This window comes from Sphingomonas sp. P4_G3 (genome assembly GCF_056401105.1).
In genome coordinates this window covers 368,853-387,476 of sequence record NZ_JBFUJZ010000001.1, presented here as the reverse complement: position 1 = coordinate 387,476, position 18,624 = coordinate 368,853, and the positions used below count along the sequence as shown (strand labels likewise).

General features: G+C 63.8%; 18 protein-coding genes and 1 tRNA gene. 11 read left to right on the top strand and 8 right to left on the bottom strand.

Translation table 11 applies throughout. The features are described from left to right. The first annotated feature begins 10 nt into the window (after positions 1–10). Positions 11–661 carry a TetR/AcrR family transcriptional regulator gene (locus AC1DQQ_RS01770; protein WP_478027878.1) on the top strand — a complete coding sequence of 217 codons (651 nt, stop codon included), beginning with the start codon at positions 11–13 and terminating at the stop codon, positions 659–661. A gap of 24 nt (positions 662–685) precedes the next feature. Here AC1DQQ_RS01770 and AC1DQQ_RS01765 read toward each other — a convergent pair whose 3' ends face one another. The 4 genes from AC1DQQ_RS01765 to AC1DQQ_RS01750 form a co-directional block, all read right to left on the bottom strand. Then, entirely contained in the window at positions 686–1,384 is a 699-nt protein-coding gene (locus AC1DQQ_RS01765; protein WP_478027877.1) for a hypothetical protein, read from the bottom strand. A gap of 123 nt (positions 1,385–1,507) precedes the next feature. Beyond that, complete coding sequence (locus tag AC1DQQ_RS01760) at positions 1,508–1,810, bottom strand: hypothetical protein (RefSeq protein WP_478040156.1); 303 nt, start codon at positions 1,808–1,810, stop codon at positions 1,508–1,510. A gap of 128 nt (positions 1,811–1,938) precedes the next feature. Continuing rightward, a complete protein-coding gene (locus AC1DQQ_RS01755) occupies positions 1,939–2,163 on the bottom strand; it encodes a hypothetical protein (RefSeq protein WP_478044115.1) in 225 nt (74 codons plus the stop codon). 557 nt (positions 2,164–2,720) lie between these two features. Then, positions 2,721–3,875: a winged helix-turn-helix domain-containing protein gene (locus AC1DQQ_RS01750; protein WP_478044114.1), complete on the bottom strand. Its 1,155-nt coding sequence runs from the start codon at positions 3,873–3,875 to the stop codon at positions 2,721–2,723. Between the two features lie 14 nt (positions 3,876–3,889). Here AC1DQQ_RS01750 and AC1DQQ_RS01745 point away from each other — a divergent pair, with 14 nt between their 5' ends. After that, on the top strand, positions 3,890–4,168 hold the full coding sequence (locus AC1DQQ_RS01745; protein WP_478044113.1) for a hypothetical protein: 279 nt from the start codon (positions 3,890–3,892) through the stop codon (positions 4,166–4,168). 259 nt (positions 4,169–4,427) lie between these two features. Next, positions 4,428–4,844: a response regulator gene (locus tag AC1DQQ_RS01740; RefSeq protein ID WP_478044112.1), complete on the top strand. Its 417-nt coding sequence runs from the start codon at positions 4,428–4,430 to the stop codon at positions 4,842–4,844. Positions 4,845–4,895: 51 nt separating this feature from the next. Here AC1DQQ_RS01740 and AC1DQQ_RS01735 read toward each other — a convergent pair whose 3' ends face one another. Both AC1DQQ_RS01735 and AC1DQQ_RS01730 read right to left on the bottom strand, forming a co-directional pair. Next, complete coding sequence (locus AC1DQQ_RS01735; RefSeq protein ID WP_478027868.1) at positions 4,896–5,177, bottom strand: hypothetical protein; 282 nt, start codon at positions 5,175–5,177, stop codon at positions 4,896–4,898. Positions 5,178–5,516: 339 nt separating this feature from the next. Then, on the bottom strand, positions 5,517–5,663 hold the full coding sequence (locus AC1DQQ_RS01730) for a lmo0937 family membrane protein (protein ID WP_157082372.1): 147 nt from the start codon (positions 5,661–5,663) through the stop codon (positions 5,517–5,519). A 245-nt stretch (positions 5,664–5,908) separates the two neighbouring features. Between AC1DQQ_RS01730 and AC1DQQ_RS01725 the strand changes: the two genes are divergently transcribed. The 8 genes from AC1DQQ_RS01725 (at position 5,909) to AC1DQQ_RS01690 (ending at position 16,421) form a co-directional block, all read left to right on the top strand. Then, positions 5,909–5,984 (top strand) — tRNA-Glu (locus AC1DQQ_RS01725). A 450-nt stretch (positions 5,985–6,434) separates the two neighbouring features. After that, positions 6,435–8,087: a B12-binding domain-containing radical SAM protein gene (locus tag AC1DQQ_RS01720; protein ID WP_478040151.1), complete on the top strand. Its 1,653-nt coding sequence runs from the start codon at positions 6,435–6,437 to the stop codon at positions 8,085–8,087. Next, positions 8,084–9,733, top strand: a complete 1,650-nt coding sequence (locus AC1DQQ_RS01715) for an AMP-binding protein (protein ID WP_478044111.1) — start codon at positions 8,084–8,086, stop codon at positions 9,731–9,733. Before AC1DQQ_RS01720 ends, AC1DQQ_RS01715 begins: the two co-directional genes overlap by 4 nt. Then, positions 9,733–11,937 carry a cytochrome P450 gene (locus AC1DQQ_RS01710; RefSeq protein ID WP_478044110.1) on the top strand — a complete coding sequence of 735 codons (2,205 nt, stop codon included), beginning with the start codon at positions 9,733–9,735 and terminating at the stop codon, positions 11,935–11,937. Before AC1DQQ_RS01715 ends, AC1DQQ_RS01710 begins: the two co-directional genes overlap by 1 nt. Then, positions 11,934–12,188 (top strand): acyl carrier protein, encoded by a 255-nt coding sequence (locus AC1DQQ_RS01705; RefSeq protein ID WP_478027859.1) that lies wholly within the window; start codon positions 11,934–11,936, stop codon positions 12,186–12,188. Before AC1DQQ_RS01710 ends, AC1DQQ_RS01705 begins: the two co-directional genes overlap by 4 nt. Next, positions 12,185–13,885 carry a carbamoyltransferase family protein gene (locus AC1DQQ_RS01700; RefSeq protein WP_478044109.1) on the top strand — a complete coding sequence of 567 codons (1,701 nt, stop codon included), beginning with the start codon at positions 12,185–12,187 and terminating at the stop codon, positions 13,883–13,885. The genes AC1DQQ_RS01705 and AC1DQQ_RS01700 overlap by 4 nt, the downstream gene beginning before the upstream one ends. Positions 13,886–13,930: 45 nt before the next feature. Then, a complete protein-coding gene (locus AC1DQQ_RS01695) occupies positions 13,931–15,430 on the top strand; it encodes an MBOAT family O-acyltransferase (RefSeq protein WP_478044502.1) in 1,500 nt (499 codons plus the stop codon). Positions 15,431–15,485: 55 nt separating this feature from the next. After that, entirely contained in the window at positions 15,486–16,421 is a 936-nt protein-coding gene (locus AC1DQQ_RS01690) for a hypothetical protein (protein WP_478044108.1), read from the top strand. 1 nt (position 16,422) lies between these two features. Here the strand turns inward: AC1DQQ_RS01690 and AC1DQQ_RS01685 are convergent, their stop codons facing one another. Both AC1DQQ_RS01685 and fucP read right to left on the bottom strand, forming a co-directional pair. Then, positions 16,423–17,232 carry an amidohydrolase family protein gene (locus AC1DQQ_RS01685; RefSeq protein WP_478044107.1) on the bottom strand — a complete coding sequence of 270 codons (810 nt, stop codon included), beginning with the start codon at positions 17,230–17,232 and terminating at the stop codon, positions 16,423–16,425. Further along, entirely contained in the window at positions 17,229–18,494 is a 1,266-nt protein-coding gene (gene fucP, locus AC1DQQ_RS01680) for an L-fucose:H+ symporter permease (RefSeq protein ID WP_478040142.1), read from the bottom strand. The genes AC1DQQ_RS01685 and fucP overlap by 4 nt, the downstream gene beginning before the upstream one ends. Positions 18,495–18,624: the final 130 nt, after the last annotated feature.

Below are 18,624 nucleotides of genomic sequence, written 5' to 3'. Positions count from 1 at the left end.
GAAAGCCCGCATGACCGCCGCTCGCAGCACCTTCATTACCTCGCGCAAACAGCCCCAGCAGACACGCTCGAACCAGTTGGTCGAGGCCGTGCTCGATGCGGCTGTTCAGGTTTTGATGAGGGAAGGCGCCCGGCGTTTCACCACCGCGCGAGTCGCCGAGCGCGCCGGCGTGAGCGTCGGCTCGCTGTACCAATATTTCCCGAACAAGGCTGCGATATTGTTCCGCCTGCAGAGCGACGAGTGGCAGCGAACCTCGGCGCTGCTGCGGGGCATCCTCGAAGACCGGACCACCCCACCGCACGTCCGCGTTCGCCGTCTGGTCCACGCCTTCATCCGGTCCGAATGCGAGGAAGCGGCGATCCGTACCGCCTTGAGCGACGCGGCACCGCTCTACCGCGATGCGCCGGAAGCGATCGAAGCGAAGAAGGAAAACGCCAAGATCTTCCGCACGTTCTTGCAAGAGGCGCTGCCGGACGTGCCCGACCATAAACGGATGCTTGCCGGGGATCTCATCAAGATGACACTCAGCGGCGTAGGCAGCAGCTTTTCCGAGACGCAGCGGACGGAGACCGAGATTGTCGACTGGTCGGAGGCGCTGGCCGACATGCTATGTGCCTATCTCGAGCGACTGACGGCCCAGCCTTCCTCCTGGCCGACGTAACGACGACGCCCGCCAGAGCGACGATCAGTGCGAACCGCCGCTCGCGACCGCCTGCCCCAGCAAGAGCGGAAAGACCGCCTCGAGCGACTTGGTGTCGGGCAGGATATAAACATAGCCGCCCTTCTTGCGGAACAAGGGCTGCACGCTCTTAGTGTAGAAGGTCGAGGGCACGTTGATGCACCCGAACGTAATGCGGTTGTCGTCGGACGTCGGCGACGCCATGCGCTGGCGACGGCGTTCCTTGGGATTGTATCCTGTCGGGATCGGATGGAGCGCGACCGACGTGGCGTAATCCACCCACAGCACCTTTTGCCTGCCCGCGGCCAGTCCGTATCTGGCGAGGAAACGCCCTGCCGGTGTGGTTTTCTCGGCGGGGCCGATCTCGGCCAGCTTTTTGCTGCCGATGCCCGGCGTCGCCTCGTCGCCGACGGCCACCCCGATCAGAACGGGCGCCTTGCCGAGCAGTTGCCCCTTCGCGTCGAACAGGAACAAGGCGGCATTGTTCTTGTCGATGACGATATAGGGCAGCGCGCCATTGTCTCCCGACGCGGCGATCCAGTCGAAAACGCGTGTCGCCGCCGCCGACTGGGTCACCTCGATTTTGGCCGTATCGCCCGCCCGCGGCGCCGGTTTGGTTGCCGGCGGTCGAGCGTGCTTCGCCGCCGGGGCGGACGCGGGAACGGTGAGCGCAAGACCAGCGAGCGCCAGCAGGATACCGATCATCGCTGGAGGCGCTCAACACGAAACGGGCGCCGCCCCGAAGAAAGGGGCGACGCTCGACATTGCGATCCGATCGGAATTCGGCCGATCAGCACCGGGCCGATCGGCATATGCGGCCGTGCGGCATCAATTGCGCGGTTTCTTCTTCTGGCTCTCCGCCATTCGCTGTTCGATGCCATCGACCCGGGCATTGAGCTGGTCGAGACGCTGACCGTTGTTCTGCGCCTGGCCGGACGCGGCCTGCGCCTGCGACAATGCCGATTTCGCGGTGCCGTCGGTCTCGTTCAACTTCGCCTCGAGCGCATCCACCCGCTGGCTCACCGGAGCGATCTGCTCCCGTACATAGCTCTTGGTGGCGCAGCCGCCCAACCCCATCGCACCAAGCAAAATCACGGCCGCAGGGACCATTTTCGTTACAGACGCCGACATCACACACTCTTCCCAATGGTTAACGAGCCGAACGACCCAAGCCGAGCATTGTTGCCCCAACAATCCCGATTCTGCCCGGCTGTGCGTCGGGCGCGATGAGTGGATAATGCGAGGGTGATGTCGCCCCGTTAGGTCAGGGCGGGCGCAGTGAAGGCGTTCAAATCGGCGAGACCGAGCCGGCGTTCGATATCGGCGACTTTGTCGATCGCGATGTCGAAACCGTCGCCGCCGAAGGTGCGCCGCTCGATATCCTCGAACTGGTCGCCGAGTTCATCATAGCCTTTGGGACCGACTGCCTTTTTGAACGCGGGGAACAAGATCGTGTCCTCGCGCGCCGCGTGCGGTTCGTACATGCGCGCAAACGCGGTCAGCGTGCGTGCCAGCGGTTGGGCATCTGCAATGCCGACGCGGCCCGATTCGTCCGGTCGAGGACATAGGCAGTGCGATATGCACCCCTGATCCGTTCGGCGTCACGGCGGCGATGAGGAGGCATCGCGGCCGTGACGTCGTTCCATTGCGGACCTGGAACTTTCAACCTCTGTCGACCGTCTATCGATCGAGGTCCGATTCCGGGCCGAAAGGATTCCACATGAAATCTCTATTGATTGCCGCCGGCTTGGCGACGGCGCTGATCGGCTTGACTGCCCCGGCCGCTGCGCAGGACAGGCGTGAGGGCGTGACGCGTACGACCACGACGACCGAAAGGGTTCGCGACGGCGGACGCATCGAGCGCCATGTCGAGACGAGACGCGTGACCAGCCGTAGCGTTCGGCACAGGGGTTGGGGGGCTCGCCACTGCCACAATGTGAAACGGCACCATCGTTGGGTGCGCGTCTGCCATCGGCGCTGAATGTAACGAGGGGATGGCTCGTGATGGGCCATCCCTTTTGTGCGGGGACTCTCGGAGGCGTCAGCGCATCGTGACTCGGTCGAGCTGCAACCATGTTGCCATTTCGTCGAGCGCGGCCCGCAATCTTTCCCTGCTATCCGGCAGTGCGTCCGGTTCGAAATGCGCCTTCGCCAGCAACGTCCCGTGCTGTCGATCCGCCTTCAGATCGACGCGCGCGACCAATTGCTCGTCCATCAAAAACGGCAGCACGTAATAGCCATGCACCCGGCTCGCCGCCGGGGTGTAAATCTCGATGCGATAGCGCAGGCCGAACAATCGCTCGGTGCGGTCGCGGTGCCAGATCAGCGGATCGAACGGCGCCAGGAGCGCGCTGGCAGCGATGCGGCGCGGCGATCGTGCATCGCGATGCAGGAAAGCGGGCTGGCTCCATCCCTCTACCCGGACCGGCTGCAAGACGCCCGCATCGATCAGGTCGGCGATCGCGTTGTCCTTCTCCACCGGCTTGAGCCGGAAGTAATCGCGCAGTTCGGCCGCGGTGGCGACACCCAGCGCGCGCGCCGCGCGATCGATCAGCTGGCGCCGGGCGTCGCGTTCCTCTGGCGCCGGCAGTGCGAGGATCGCCGCAGGGATGACCCGATCGGTCAAATCATAGACGCGCTCGAAGCTCCGCCGCCGGGTCGCGGTGGTCAGGTGGCCGGCATAGAACAGCCATTCGAGCGCACGCTTGGTGTCGCCCCATTCCCACCATCCTGACCGGCTTTTGCCGTGCGGGAAGTCGGACGCGGCGAGCGGCCCCTCCGCCGCGATCCTGGCGAGGATGGCGTCGGCTTGCGGGCGCTGTTCGGTCGCGAAGCGGCGCAGCGCACCATAACCCACCTCCCCGCGATCGGCGCGCGCCATGCGCCAGCGCATCAGCGGAAACAGGTCCAGCGGAAGCAGCGAGGCTTCGTGCGCCCAATATTCGAACAATCGGCGGTCGCGCCTGCCACCCCACGCCGCTCTGTCGAGCAGGTCGCGATCATAGCATCCCAGCCGCGAGAAGGCGGGCAGATAATGCGCCCGGGCGACCACGTTGACGCTGTCGATCTGGTGGAGGTTCAGCCGATCGATCAGGCGCCCCAGCTGCGCGCGGCCGACCGAAGACCCACGGCGCGCACCGAAGCCCTGAGCGGCGAGGACGATACGTCGCGCCTGGGCAAGGGAGATGTCGGACATATGCGCGCCTATCGATGCCCGATCTGCTGAATGCCGAGCCGGAGCGCCCGTATGGGCATTCGGGTCAATGCGTGTCGACCGGCGGGATGTCCGATCCCTGGACGGTGAACAATCCCGTCACCCCGCCGTTCGCGGCGAACACGGCCAGGCTGATGACGACGACCAAAGCGGCCGACGCGATGACGATCTTGCGCCGCCTGATCTTTGCCGAATGCGACCGACGCCGTCCCCGTGTTCTGCCGCCCATCGTGATTCTGCGCTCCCTGACGATCAATATTGAGTCCGGGTCTTAATCGCGACAACCAGCCCGATGATCAATCGCCTGATCGCCCGTCCCTGCCCACGGGGCAACCGCTATCGCGCGTGGTGACCCGAGCGCCCTCTGCTCGCCTCTCCAACACCCCAAGTTGTATATCTACGGAGGGCGTCCTGAACCTCCATGCAATAACGGCGTCCGCATAGAACGGGAACCGGCAAGGAGGAAAAGGTGATCGATTTCCGTGTCTTCTCGTCCCGCCCACTCCTTGTCGGACCACCTGAGGAGCTGACGCCATGGCGTTCAACATTCTGGTCGTCGATGATTCGCTGACAGTCAGGGCGATCATCGAGGAATTGCTGGCGACGCAGAAGGATATGCAGATCGTCGGTTCGGCGGGGAGCGTGCAAGCGGCGCGCGACTTGATAGGCCAGTTCGTGCCCAGCATCATCATCCTCGATCTGGCGATGCCCGGGATCGACGGGTTCGCCTTTCTGGACGAGCTTGCGGGCCATCCGCATGCACCGGTGCTGGTCGTGTCGTCGCATACCGTCGCGGGGTCGGCGAGCGAGGCGGAAGCGGTCGAACGCGGCGCCTTTGCCTGCTTCGACAAGGCGCTGCTGTTGCGCCAGGGAAGTCGGTTCACCGCTTTGGTACGGAAAGCCGTTGCCAGCACGACCGCGCTAGCTCGAACCGAGCGCGCGGCCGCCTGACGTCGGGATGGGCGGCGAAGGAGGAAGCGCCCTCCACCGCCCGAACCGATCTTACTTCTTCTTCGCGTCGATCGCGTCGGCCTTGTTCTCCCCCGCGTCGCGGACGGCATCGGCCTTGTTGTTCAACGCGTCCGCCGCATTGTCCGCAGCTGCCTTGTCGTCGGCGGCGATGTTGCTGCCCTCGTCGCGAATCGCGGAGGCATTGGCATCCATCGCATCGGCGGTGTTGTCGGCGGCGGCCTGGACGTTGTCGGCGGCGTCAGTCTTGTGACCGCAGGCGCCGAGCGGCAACAGCGTGAGGGCCGCAGCGGCGGCGAGGAACTTCTTGATCATGCGCATCCCCTTCTAGGAACGGTTCGAGTATCGGCCCGGCGCACTGTTCCGTCGGAACAATGACCATCACCGATCGGGGTCGAAACACCCATGTCGCCCGGTTGTTTCATGAGAACATCATTTTTCGGAAACGAAGCGCGTTGCGGAAACTCTCTTGGAGAGGGCCGATCCACGCGAGAACCCGTTGCCGGTGAGCGCCGACCGCCTGTCATGCGATGCGAACCCCGCAATGTTGCCCGGCGGCGTTCGTCCGCCGGGCTTTTCGTGCACTCTCATCTTGGCACTGTCGTGCACGCACGACGTCCGAGATCGACGTCGCCAGGTGAGGGTGCCCTCAGCCTAGATGGCGCGACGCCCCTGGATCAGGCGAACCACCACCACGACCAGCGCGATCACCAGCAACAGGTGAATGAGGCTGCCGACGTGGAGCACGGTGAAACCGAGCAGCCACAGCACCAGCAGGATGACGACGATTGTCCAGAGCATTTTTTATCCTTCCTGTTTTGGCCGGGCGGAAAGGCTCGTACCCGACCATCCTGCCCCGCAGGGTGAAAGACGTTCGTTACGGCTTCGGGTTCCGTCGAGCCCGCGCCGGGCAAACGAGATCGGGGCGTGATCGCGCCTGACTCGGGCGGGATTTGATCGAACCCGCAACCGCCCTCGCTCAGTCCGCTCAATCACCTTGACGCATCCGGACAACGCCCCTAGAGGCCCCGCTTCGCGTTACCGCCGGCCCCTTCGTCTAGCGGTCTAGGACGTCGCCCTCTCACGGCGAAAACACGGGTTCGATTCCCGTAGGGGTCACCAGCAGGCCGGGCGTGCCCGTTTTCCCGCGAATTCCGGCAGGTCTACGCAATTATACTCCCAATTCGGCCCACACTTTGTGGCGGCCTTGATGGGCTCCTCCGAGCACTGACAAGCCTTTCGACCGTATGGCTACCGCGCATCCAACTTCCGGACGTTCGGACGCGATCGGTACGATCCCGACAGCTATTGCCGTTCGGAATGTGTCAGACGATCGTTATTGTTGGAAAGTTGCCGTTACCGCCAGCGCGATTGCCATATTTGAATCTCGCCGACCGGAGCTGCCAACACGCCGGCGCCCACAATTACTTCAATATCGAACGCCATTTTGTTGATCGCCGAGCTACTGTTCGACCAACCAGAATTTGGTCCGTTCGAGTCGAGTATCGGGAGCGTCGGTACTGACGGAAATATTTTGCAAAATCTGCCCGCACCCCCCAAGCTGGCGGGCACATGACACGATTTCTCCTCATCGCTCCCAAACCGCCATGGGAGGTGGACTTCCGCGGTTTGGGCAGTGCCGGGATGGGGATGACACGAGTGCCGTCACTGGCGGCCGCAACCGTCGCCGCACTCGCACCGGTGGGGATCGTTCCCAAGATCGTCGATGAAGCAGTCGAACCGGTAGACTTCGGCCTGGCGGCCGACTTCGTTGGCATCACCGCCAATATCTCGCAGGCGGAGCGCGCAATCGCGATCGCGCGTGGCTTTCGGGCGCGCGGCCGCACCGTTGTGATTGGCGGACCGCACGTGTCGCTCGATCCAAGCGCCTTCGCGGAAGAATGCGATGTGATGGTGATCGGCGAGTTCGAGCCTGTCGCAGATGAATTCTATCGGGATATGCTGAAAGGGACGCTCAAGCCCGTCTACCGAGGCGACAGGGCCGAAATGTCGAACTCGCCGATTCCGGCCTGGCAGTTGATCGACCCCGACCGCGCGCTGATCGGCATCGCCCAGACCAGCCGCGGCTGCCCCTTCGAGTGCAATTTTTGCGACGTGATCCAGTATTTGGGTCGCCGACAGCGTCATAAGAACGATGCGCAAGTCGTGGCGGAGTTGCAAACCCTCTATGATCTTGGCTTCAACCAGATCCAGCTCGCCGACGATAATCTCACTGTATACCGCAAGCGCGCGACGTCGCTGTTGACGTCGATTCGGGATTGGAACGGTGGGGACGGCCGCGACCATGTCTCGTTCAGCACGCAAGTGTCGATCGACATCGCTCGGGACGATGAGATGCTGCAGCTTTGCGCCGAAGCAGGGCTGAACTCGGTGTTTATCGGCGTGGAGACGATCAACCAGGAGAGCCTGCGGGCAAGCAACAAGCGGCAGAATCTGAACGTTGATCTCGCCGCCCAGGTCAGCCACGTCGTGTCGCACGGCGTCCAGGTCGATCCCGGCTTGATGGTCGGCTTCGATGCGGACACGCTTCGCATCTTCGAGCAGCAATTCGAATTTGCGATGCAATTGCCAGTGGCAACCCTGAAGGTTTCGGTGCTGGTCGCCCCCGTCGCAACACCACTTTATGAGCAGATGCGCGCCACCGGGCGTCTGGCCGCGGGATCGCCGCTCGACATGTTCCCCGGGACCGACAGCATGTCGAACATCCTGCCGGCACAGATGTCGCGCGAGCAATTGCAGATCGGGGCACGCTGGCTCGTGAGCCGGCTCCACAGCCCCGCCGCTTTCAGCCACCGGCTGCGGCATATTGCGCGCTTAATCCCACCTAACCCGCTGCGGCATCGCGGATCAGGCAAGCTCCACAACCCGCCAGGTCGGAACCGAAGTAACCGTCTGTATGCGCGATTGATGATCGCGGTCGCCAAGAGCGGGCCGGACGCGGCGCGGGTAATCGACGAAGCCACCGGGCTCATGCGGCTCCGCCCCGACATCGCCGACGGTATCGGGCGCGCGCTCGGATCATGGGCCCTGAACTATTATAGTTTCGTGCAGAAACGAGCATATGATGACGAGTGGGCACGACTGCCGTCACCGCCGTTTGACACCGCCCTGAGAACGCCGAACCCCGTCGGCTTGCCACAGCCCGTGCTCCAGAACGCCCGGACCTTGGTGGCGCGCAACAATTCTGGTGCCGTGGCCCGATGAACGACCTCGCTGACGCCATCTGGCGCCGTCTAGCTACCAACGACAAGACAATGTTGACGGTCTGCGGCCGGCGCGAAGCGGACGAGAGTCAAATCTTTACCGGTCGCGATTTGCATGACGCCGCGGCTCGATGGGCTGCGGTCTTTAGTGAAATATTCCCGGTCGGTTCAGGGCCTGTCGTTCTGGCGATGCCGCAGGGCAGCGAATTCACCACTGCCTTGCTCGGCGCGGTCTATGCCGGTCTGACGGTCGTTCCCCTCGCGATTCCCCGCAACTCGACCCAACGGGAGCGTTTCGCGGCTATCGTCGCCGACTGCGCGGCAGAAGGAATAATCTGCACAGCTTCGGTCCGCGCGGCGATCGATGCTGCCCTGGCGGAATCGTCAGCTCCTCGCTTCGGCATCATGGAAGTCGATGACTTACCCGCCATGGCGCCATTGGCGGTGGCGCGCTCTTGCGCAGGCGGTCCGGCCGTAATTCAATACACCTCCGGCACCAGCCGTTTTCCGCGCGGCGTGAAGGTGGGCGGAGCCGCTATCCTCGCCAACGCTGCGCATTGCTTTGCCGCCTGGGGCTTCGATGAGCAGCAAGTTGTGGTGAATTGGCTGCCGCATTTCCATGACATGGGACTGCTCGGTGGGAATATCTATCCGATCTTGGTCGGCGCCAGCAGCGTTCAACTTGATCCTTTTCGGGTCATCCAGCGACCCTCGCGTTGGCTGAGGGCGATATCCGATCATGGCGGCACATTCAGCGGCGGACCCGCCTTTGCCTTTGCGCAATGCGTGCAAAACATTCGCGACGACGAGTGTGAGGGCCTCGACCTTTCGCGGTGGTCGGCCGCATATTGCGGCGCCGAGCCGGTGCCGGCAGCGCTGATCGCCGCATTTCGCTCTCGATTTGCGCGCTTTGGGTTACAGACAAGAGCTGTCTTCGCTTGTTACGGCCTCGCCGAGTACAGCCTGATGGCTGCTGGCGCGCACGCCCTGGAGGCCGCGATCGAGCCGGTGCCACCACCGATCTGCGCTGGCGTGGCGCCCTGCCGCCTGACCGAGGCCGTGGCTCGCACCATCCGTATCATTGACCCGGCCCAAGGCGCAGTTCTGCGCGATGGCGAGATGGGCGAAATCTGCTTGCACGGACCATCGGTCGCCGGTGGTTATGTCGGCCAATCAGCCGAAAGCGAGGAGACGTTCCGCCACGTCATCCCGGGGCAGGACGAGACTTGGCTTCGCACCGGCGACATAGGCGTAATCAGCGATCGCAATCTCTACGTCGTCGGGCGTCTGAAGGACGTCTTGACAGTAAATGGCCGCAAAGTCGCGGCATCCGAAATCGAGTGGTTGGCAGCGCAAATGGAACCCGCGCTCAACCCGATGGCAGCGGCGGCGTTCATGCCGGACGAAATGCGGTCCGGCGAAGCGGCATTGCTGATAGAGATGCGTGCCGCGCGAACCGTGCTCCCCGACCCGGACAAGGTCCGCCAGCAAATCGCGCAGGCTGTTGCCGGCACCTTTGGGATCAAACTGCTCGACGTCGAACTGGTCGATCGTGGGACGCTGCCCCGGACGAGTAGCGGAAAGATCCGCCGCCGCGAAGCCGCTGCGCTGTATCGCCAGGGTGCGGCGAACGCGGCGTGCGCCTGATGAGGCAGACCAACGAACAATCGGCCCCGCGACCGGGCCGATCGCCTGCTCTGTGGCGCATCGATGACGGCGCCGCGGCGAGTGCAGTGCTGCGTGACCGCTCGTGGACCGTAATCGACCTCGGCAGCCACATCGCGCGGCTACAGGCGGAAACAGGAGAAGATTTCTCCTTGCTGATCGCGATCGCCCGTAGCTCGTTGATCTATCAATCCGGCAAGGATCATCTCCGCACCCGGCGCGCCATCGCAAAATTCTTCGGTATCTCCGGTGTCGAGCAATGGCGCGGCGTCATAGAAGAAGAAGTTCGCCGAGCTATGGACCGGTTGGCGTCGAGCGGAGCGCCGGACCTTGTTCGCGATTTCGTCGATCCGGTGTTCGTCGCCTGTATCGGCAGGATAGCGGGGTTGCGGGCCGGCGACGAACGCGGGGTGCTCGACAGCATCGCGGCCACCCGAGAATTGACAGAGCCTTTATTGCCGATCCGCAGACTGCGCGCCGCGCAGGCGGGCTTCCAATTTCTGTCGGACTTGCTGCAGCCGGCGGGCGCATTCGCTTTCGACGACGGGCCGGCGCCGTTGCGCGACGTTCTTGCCGGCAGTGCCCTGCCCGACGGCGTCTCCGCGGAAGCACTCACAATTTCGCTCATTGTCGCCGCGCACACCGCAGCGGAAAGCCTGGGGCTTGCCCTAGCCGGGATTTTGCGCCGTGGTTCGACCGCGTGGCGCGCGGCTGCCGACTTGGGATGGTCGGATCTGGAACTCGACAGCCTCTTTCGGGAGCATTCTTCCACGCTCATGCTGTATCGTGTTGCTGATCGCGACGCTCAGGTGATGGGCTGTCCAGTGCACAGCGGCGATATCGCAGCGATCGACGTTCGCTCGATCAACGCCGCCACCGCGCTGCAGCCGCAGCGGCAATTGTCATTCGGTGAAGGCGCCCACCGCTGCCCCGGAGCGGAGCTTGCGCGGCTTATTTACCGAATTGCCGTGCCCGCGCTCGCCGGGCGATTTCCCGCATTACAGCTCGATGAGTCGGGAGTCCGGGTCGAACGCACTACGATGGTCCGGTCTCCCGTCGCACTGCCCTGTACTGGCACCGGGTTGCGTCGACGCAGTGCCAAGATGTGGGAGATCGGCGGCCACGATCTTGCGCGTCGCATCGCCGCCGACGACACGTTGTTCGGACCACCGGACATGACCGAGCATCTTCGGTCACTGCAGGCGGCAAGTGGAAAGGACTTGTCGGTTGCGATCCGAATCGCGCGCAATGCGCCGTTCTTTCTATCCGGCGAAAGGCACCAGGCCATTCGGCTGCTGACCCTGGACGTCCTCGGCAACAATCGATTGCCGGCGTGGACGCCGTTCATCGACGAAACCGTCGAGCGGCTGCTTGATGCGCTTCCGTCGGGCGGACAAGCCGATCTGATCCGAGACTTTTGCGAGCCGTTGTTCCGCGCGGTAACGCAAAAGGTGCTGGGTCTTCATCCCACCGATCCGGCGCGGTTCGACGCCATCGCACCAAAATTGCAGGAATTGCTCGAACCCTTGCTGTCGCTGCGAAACATCGTTCGGCTACAGGGCGTGTGCACGGAACTGCTTGATTTAACGGCAGCGGGACAGGGCCAACCGCGTCCGGACCTGCCGCCCCCACTGCTGGCCAAGCTGATCGCGCAAGCGCCCGAAGGTTTCGACCAGGACGACTGCCATGCTCTGGCGCTCGTACTTTACGGAGCGAGCTTCAATATCGCCTACACCCTGGGAAATGCGTTGTGGCGGATGGCGGACATTGCGCCGGATCGGCGCGTCGAATTTCTTGAGCCGAGCAACGCGGGTTGGCTGGATCGCGACGTGCTTCCAAACGCCGCTTCGCCCCGCTTCATCTACCGTACCGCTCGCATCGACGGCGAAATCGGCGGCGTTAGGTTCGCAAGCGGCGATACGATGCAGCTTCACCTCGATCAGGTTAACGCCGGCCGCGGAGCGGGCCATCTCGCGCTCGGGCACGGCTTGCATCGCTGCTTGGGTGCATCGCTCGCGCGGTTGCTCATGCGGCGTGCGCTGCCCGCTTTCGTCGGCCGATTTCCCAATTTTACGCTGACCAGCAAGCCGTCATGGATCCCCAATTCTCAAACGCGTGTGCTCGGGGGCCTTGCGGCGAACCTGACGACCGCACCCACTCCTGTCCAACTGCAGAAAGCATTATGAGCCAAGTCGACATTGCGGAGGTCAGCGACTTCCTGGCATCCGAAATCAGCCGCCGCACCGGCGTACCTCAGTCGGCGCTCGGCCCATCGACCGTCCTGGTGGATATTGGGCTGCAATCGCTCGATGCAGTCATGATCTGCGGTGAGATCGAGGACAAATACGCGATCGAGGTCGAACCGACGATGATGTTCGAGTACCGCACCTTTGGCGAAGTCCTGCAGGCGGTCGGGGAGCTTCTGGCCACCGTATGAGCAAATGGTATTTGGGGCTGTCCACCTCCGGACACGATCCAGCCCTGGCCCTGGTCGACGAAAGCGGGCGAGTCGCGTTCGCCGAGGCGACTGAGCGATACCTCCAGGACAAGCGCGCTTGGGGGGCTGCGCCGGACCATGTCGGTCACCTCGAGAGTGCGCTGGCGGCCATCGGCTTCGATCCGGCTGCGGACGAACTGGTGGTGGCGTCGAGTTGGGCGCGAGTGAAGGCAAATTTGCCAGTCCGCGTATCCAATGCGCTGCTTCCCGCCAGCGACGGCTTGTGGCTGCGCGGGTTGCAAGCGCATGCCGTGGAGGCGGCCGGTGCTTCATTGCTTCGACTGGGCCTCGCTGCGGAGCAGCCCGAGGTGCTGCGTTTCGACCACCACGAATGTCATGCCGCCGCTGCATGCTACAGCGCGCCTTTCGCCGACGGATTGTGCTTGGTGATCGACGGTGAGGGAGAAGTCGGCGCTGCAAGCCTGTACAGAGTACGGACAGGGCGAGCGGAGCGCCTCTGGCGATCCTGGGGTCCGGGGAGTCTCGGCACTTTCTATGCCTGGCTCACCGGACAATGCGGCTTCGACTGGCGCGCGGGCGAGGAATGGAAGGTCATGGGCCTGGCTGCTTTCGGAACGCCCGACCCCATGCTGGTCGAGGCGCTCCAAGCCATGCTGACGATCGACAAGGGCCGGCCGCAGCTCGGATCGGCGGACGCGATTGCTCGCGCGGTGCGCGCCGCCGGCGCTTATCGGCGCGACGCCGGCGATCCCGCAGAGAAAGGCGCGGACCTCGCCGCCAGCGGCCAGTTGGCCTATGCGATGTTGGTCGATCAGATGCTTGCGGCGTGTGTGCCGCTCGGCGAGACAAACTTGATCCTGACCGGCGGATGTGCGCTCAATTCATCCTATAACGGCACCATAAGTGGGCGTTTCGGGTTCGAGCGCGTGCACGTGCCGCCCGCGCCCGCCGACGACGGCAACGCTATCGGAGCCGCGTTGCTCGCTTGGCGGCAGGACCATCCCGCTGCGGCAATACCCGTCGCTCGGACGTCGCCCTTCCTGGGCACGGCGATCCCGCGGCGAGCAATCGATCTGGCGGCCCAGGCCCAAGGTCTAGCGAGCGTGACGCAAAGCGCACAGCCCGCGGCATTGCTCGCCAAGCGGTTGGCCGCGGGATCGATCATCGGCGTTATGCGAGGCGCCGCTGAATTCGGGCCACGTGCGCTGGGCCACCGCTCGATCTTGGCCGATCCGCGCCCGCGGGATATGAAGGAGCGCATCAATAATCGCGTGAAGGGCCGCGAAACCTATCGCCCGTTTGCCCCCGTGATCGCCGCCACCCAGACCCATGAATGGTTCGATCGCGCACAGCCGTCGCCCTATATGGGTTTTACGCTCCCTTGGCAGGCGGAAAAGCGCGATCGGGTGCCAGCGGTCGTGCATCACGACGGAACCGGGCGCCTGCAGACGGTCGACCAGGAAAGCAATCCGTGGATGGCCGAGCTGCTTTCAGCGTTTGAACGCGAGACCGGGGTGCCGATCGTGCTCAACACCAGCTTCAACGTCATGGGCAAGCCGATCGTTCACACCGTACAGGATGCGATGGCGGTCCTGGCGACGACCGGCTTGGACGGCGTGCTGCTGGACGACGTCTTGATCGAAAAGAGCACCTCTCCCGCCGCGCCCTTGCAATAGGGGCGCACCATAGCTTTTGTCGCGCCTGCTTTCGTCTTGCTGTTCGTGCCGATTACGATCGGCACGTTCCTGCTCCTGTGCAGGCGGTGTCCTCCGCTCGCCGTTGCGGCGCTGCTGATCGCCGCCGCGCTATACTGCTGGATCACCGACCTCCGGACGCTGGTCTGGTTGAGCATATCGCTGGTAGCGAATTACATGCTGATGACGCTGATCCGGGCGAGACCAGGCGAGCGGGAGCGCCGCTGGCTGACTGCGCTCGGCATCGTGACGAACCTCGCACCGCTCGCCGCGTACAAATGGCTGGCGGCGCACCCGGATCGAATTGGCGCATCGGTAGCGGTGGGGCCGGATCAACTCTTGGTCATTCAGTCGGCGGTCGTTCCGTTGGGAATGGCGTTCTTCACCTTGCAGCAGATCACTTTTCTGATTGACGCAGGAAATCGGGCACGCCAGCCGCTTGGCTTCGCGCGGTATGCGGCCTGGGGTTCGTTATTCGCCCAACTCCCGGCCGGACCAATCGCGCCCTACCGGACAATGGCAGAGCAATATGCCAGGCTGGGGTGTTCGGTGCCGTCACGCGAGATGGTATTTCGCGGAGCGACGTTATTTCTGGCCGGCCTCGTCAAGAAGGCATGGATCGCCGATCCGCTCGGGAATGCGGTAGAAGCCGCATCGAACGCGGTCCAGTCGGGACACTTTCAAGCGACCGATGCCTGGACGTTGAGCTGGGGCTTCCTCCTGCAATTGTATTTCGATTTTTCGGCTTACTCGGACATCGCGATCGGGCTGGCGCTGTGTGTCGGCATTAAACTGCCGATCAATTTCAATTCGCCGCTAAAGGCATCTTCGCCCGGTGACTATGTCATGCGCTGGCATGTCAGCCTGATGATGTTCGTACGCTTTTATGTCTTCGAGCCAGTGTTCAAGCTTGCACGACGGTTGCCGGTGCGACCTACCGCGCGCCGCTATGCGGTCGCTTGGTCGCTGGCGATGGTGACGGCGTTCGTCGCGGTCGGGCTTTGGCACACGCTGGCACTCACGAATGTTCTGGAGGCGGTCGTGTTGGGCCTGCTGCTCGTTGTCATACAAACACTTCGCCTGCGTTGGCGGACACGACCGCGGATGCTGCGCCCCGCCGGCAAGATCGCGGTGCACCTGGTCACCCGGGTCGGAATATTATTCGCCGCGGCGATCTTCGCGTTATTGTTGCGCACGAATGGCGGCGCAACGTCCATGCGTGTGATAGGCAGCATGCTCGATTTCGGCTCACTCCTACGGCAAGCGGCCCAGATCGGATTTGATCCGGGGGCATTGCGCCATGCAACTGCCGGCAACCGAGCACTGCTGGTCGCCACTCTGGTCGCACTGCTATCGCCCAACACCATGCAGATCTTCGGAATTGGCGACGTTCCGGGATGCCCCCATTGGATACGATGGCGCCCATCGCTGCGCTGGGGGTTCGCAAGTGGAATGTTGTTAGTAGCGGCTTTGGCCGGCATCGCCGCTCCCGTCGTCCCGCGCACGTTCATCTATGCCGATATCTGATAGAGCGGAGTGGCGACGGCATTGGGCCGGACTGCTGCTGGCGATCGTCTGCATTTTGCCGGTCGTATCGCTCAATTACTATGTCAATCCGGTCGGGTTGTTCGGCTCGCCTCGCCATCGTGCCATCAACCGTTTCACGCCGCTTTACGCCAGCGGTATCGTCAGCGAATTTGCGCGTCCCTCCTTTTATGATGATACGGTCGCCGATCAGGCGACCGACGTCTTCCTCTTCGGTAATTCACGCGCCGCTCACGGCCTGGATACGTGCGGCCATCCCGTCGCTCGGGTCACCGGCGCGGGTTGGGGCTTTGCCGAATTTTCCCCGCTGATCCGCCAGGCGCTGACGCGACGCAAACGCAAGGCCACCATTCTGCTGGAGTTGCCACTGGTCGAAAGCTCCGCCTTCGCAGAGCCGCGCGCCGGGCTCGACGATCTGATATACGCCGCGCTCGCCCCCCGCGTCACCCGGGCATCGATCGAGACCGTACTCGCGAACCTGCCGTATCGCGGCCAGTCTCGGACTAGCGTGGCGGCGAACTGCGCCGCCGACAAAATAGCTGGGCCGGTCGCGCCGACCTCCGCGGATCCTGCGACCGAGCGGTCGGCCTACGCGCATCCCGACCCGGTCGCCTATGCGCGCAACCTGGCCGGCTTAAGGCGAACCGTCGAGGGCGCGGACGAAGAATGCAGACGGAGCGGGATCCAGCACTCGATCATATTCTATCGTATGCCGCCGACCTGGTACGTGACGGCTGACATGTTGGCGGTGAATCGACGGTCGGCAGCTGATATTCAGTCGGTGATCACGCCACGACGGCGCGGCGCCGCCTGTAAGATCCGCTTTGCGGACTTTGTCGAGCGTCCTCCCGGTTCCGCGGCTGACCGCGCAAAATGGTCCGACCCTTCGTTGTGGTTGGACACCAGCCATCCGTCGCCAACGCTCGGGAAGCTGATATTGCCCGCTTTATTGGCGGGGTCCGGCGCCGAGTGACTTAGACGAGCCGGACTCTACGTCCCGCAGAATCGTCACCGCCGGAAAGAGCGTAGATGCGCCGTGCATTCCCGCCGAACACCGCGTCCCGCACGCTGGGGGCGATCTGGTCCTGCGCCTGCGCGAGCCAGGACGCATAATCGCCGGCCAGGGTGAGGACGGGCCAATCGCTCCCCCAGATCAAGCGGTCGGTGCCGAATGCGTCGAGCAGTATCGCCGCGACCTTGGCGATACGCGGCGTCAGTCCGGGTTCGGTGAGCAGCCCCGACAGCTTGCACGCGACATTGGGCCGATCGGCGATCGCGCGCATCTCCGCTTCCCAGCCGGGAAGGTCGCCGGCATCGGGTTTGGCGGCATGGTCGATGACGATCGAGAGCGCCGGATGCCGTGCGGCGAGGCGATGCAATGCGGCCAGGTGTCGCGGGCGGATCAGCGCGTCGAGCACCAGCCCGCTGTCGGCCATCGCGGCGAGGCCAGCGTCGATCGCGGGATCGTCATACCAGTCGGCGGGGCGATCCTGCACCATCGGGCGCAGCCCCTTGAGGATCGGGTGCAACGGCAACGTGCCGCGCAGATCGCTCCAGCCGACTATTCCCAGCACCAGCGGATCGTCGGCTAGCGACAGCAGCCAGTCGGTATCGGCGGCATTGTCCTGGCTCTGGACCAGCACCACGCCGTCAATCCCGTTGGCCGCCGCCAGCGCGCGCAGCTCGGGCAGTTCGACATCGCGATGGATCGCATCGAGATCGGGAGGCGGCCAGGTGCAGCCATGCTCGCCGATCCGCCAGAGATGGACATGGGCATCGATCACGCCGGCTTCCGCACCGTCAATGCAAAGACGAGCACGACGAGGAAGCAGCAAGCGGGTACGGCCATCGCATTGACCATCGACCCGGTGCGGTCCGATACCAGACCCATCGCCGCTGGAAAGACGGCGCCGCCGACGATCGCCATCACCAGTAGGGCGGCGGCCGACTTCGTCCGCGCTCCGAGGCCATCGACCGTCTCGGCGAAGATCGTCGGGTACATGATCGACATGAAGAAGCTCGAGGCGATCAGCGCGATGATGCCGGTCATGCCTCCCGCGATCGTAGCGACGAGGCACAGCAAGGCGCCGGCGACCGCGAAAATAGCGAGCAGTGATGGCGCGCGCACCACGCCCATCAGCGCCGAGCCGACGAACCGCCCCGCCATGAAGGTGACGAGCGAGATGGTGAGATAGCCCGCCGCGACGCGCTCGGGCGTGCCGGGCACGGCGACCTCGGCGTAGCGGATGAGGAAACTCCACACGCCGACCTGCGCACCGACATAGAAGAATTGCGCCAGGACGCCGAGCAGGACCCGGCGATCGCGGAGCAGCGCGCGAAAATCGTCGAGCGCGCCGACATCTTCCTCGACGTCGCGCTGCGTCGCGATCGCGGGAAAGGCGGTCAACCGGATCAGCACCGCCCAAGCGAGCACGCCGAGGCCGATCAGCAGATAGGGTAACTGCACCGCGGCGGCTTCGCTCGCGCGCCATTGCGCCAATACCTCCGGAGACATTGCGGCGATCTCGGCGGGGCCGTGCGCCACGCCCGACAGGATGAACTGGCTGCCGATCACGATCCCGGTGATCGAGCCGAGCGGGTTGAACGCCTGAGCGAGATTGAGCCGCCGCGACGCGCTCTCCGGCGGTCCGAGCCGCGCGATGAGCGGGTTGGCCGACGTCTCGAGGAACGAAAGCCCGCTGGCGATGATGAACAAGGCGGCGAGGAAGAACGGATAGCTTTGCTGGCTCGCTGCCGGCCAGAACAGCAACGCACCGGCGCCGTAGAAGCAGAGGCCGAGCAATACCGCGGCGCGATAGCCGTAAGCACGCATGAACAAGGCGGCCGGAATGGCGAGGCAGAAATAGCCGAGATAGAAAGCCGATTGGACGAGCCCGGCCTGCAGGTCGCCGAGAACGAACAGCTTCTTGAAGTGTGCGATCAGGATATCGTTGAGATTGTTCGCGATTCCCCACAGGAAGAACAGTGCGACAATCAGCACAAACGGCAACAGCCGCGTCTTCGGCACCGGCGGTTCCTCGGTCATATCAATCCCTCCCGTCGATCCGGAGCACCGGCACGACCTCTCTCCGATTATGCTGGCGAGCCTAGAGCAATTTTTCTCCTGGCAAAGCTGTTTTTTACCAGTGAACAAAGTTAGATGGATCGACGCGGGA

Excerpts from the sequence above, each read along its gene's own strand:
- AC1DQQ_RS01770 (WP_478027878.1), top strand. The coding sequence starts at position 11 with ATGACCGCCGCTCGCAGCACCTTCATTACCTCGCGCAAACAGCCCCAG.
- AC1DQQ_RS01715 (WP_478044111.1), top strand. The coding sequence starts at position 8,084 with ATGAACGACCTCGCTGACGCCATCTGGCGCCGTCTAGCTACCAACGAC.
- AC1DQQ_RS01740 (WP_478044112.1), top strand. The coding sequence starts at position 4,428 with ATGGCGTTCAACATTCTGGTCGTCGATGATTCGCTGACAGTCAGGGCG.
- AC1DQQ_RS01720 (WP_478040151.1), top strand. The coding sequence starts at position 6,435 with ATGACACGATTTCTCCTCATCGCTCCCAAACCGCCATGGGAGGTGGAC.
- AC1DQQ_RS01700 (WP_478044109.1), top strand. The coding sequence starts at position 12,185 with ATGAGCAAATGGTATTTGGGGCTGTCCACCTCCGGACACGATCCAGCC.
- AC1DQQ_RS01735 (WP_478027868.1), bottom strand. The coding sequence starts at position 5,177 with ATGATCAAGAAGTTCCTCGCCGCCGCTGCGGCCCTCACGCTGTTGCCG.
- AC1DQQ_RS01750 (WP_478044114.1), bottom strand. The coding sequence starts at position 3,875 with ATGTCCGACATCTCCCTTGCCCAGGCGCGACGTATCGTCCTCGCCGCT.
- fucP (WP_478040142.1), bottom strand. The coding sequence starts at position 18,494 with ATGACCGAGGAACCGCCGGTGCCGAAGACGCGGCTGTTGCCGTTTGTG.
- AC1DQQ_RS01730 (WP_157082372.1), bottom strand. The coding sequence starts at position 5,663 with ATGCTCTGGACAATCGTCGTCATCCTGCTGGTGCTGTGGCTGCTCGGT.
- AC1DQQ_RS01705 (WP_478027859.1), top strand. The coding sequence starts at position 11,934 with ATGAGCCAAGTCGACATTGCGGAGGTCAGCGACTTCCTGGCATCCGAA.
- AC1DQQ_RS01710 (WP_478044110.1), top strand. The coding sequence starts at position 9,733 with ATGAGGCAGACCAACGAACAATCGGCCCCGCGACCGGGCCGATCGCCT.
- AC1DQQ_RS01760 (WP_478040156.1), bottom strand. The coding sequence starts at position 1,810 with ATGTCGGCGTCTGTAACGAAAATGGTCCCTGCGGCCGTGATTTTGCTT.
- AC1DQQ_RS01765 (WP_478027877.1), bottom strand. The coding sequence starts at position 1,384 with ATGATCGGTATCCTGCTGGCGCTCGCTGGTCTTGCGCTCACCGTTCCC.
- AC1DQQ_RS01745 (WP_478044113.1), top strand. The coding sequence starts at position 3,890 with ATGCCCGATCTGCTGAATGCCGAGCCGGAGCGCCCGTATGGGCATTCG.
- AC1DQQ_RS01755 (WP_478044115.1), bottom strand. The coding sequence starts at position 2,163 with ATGTACGAACCGCACGCGGCGCGCGAGGACACGATCTTGTTCCCCGCG.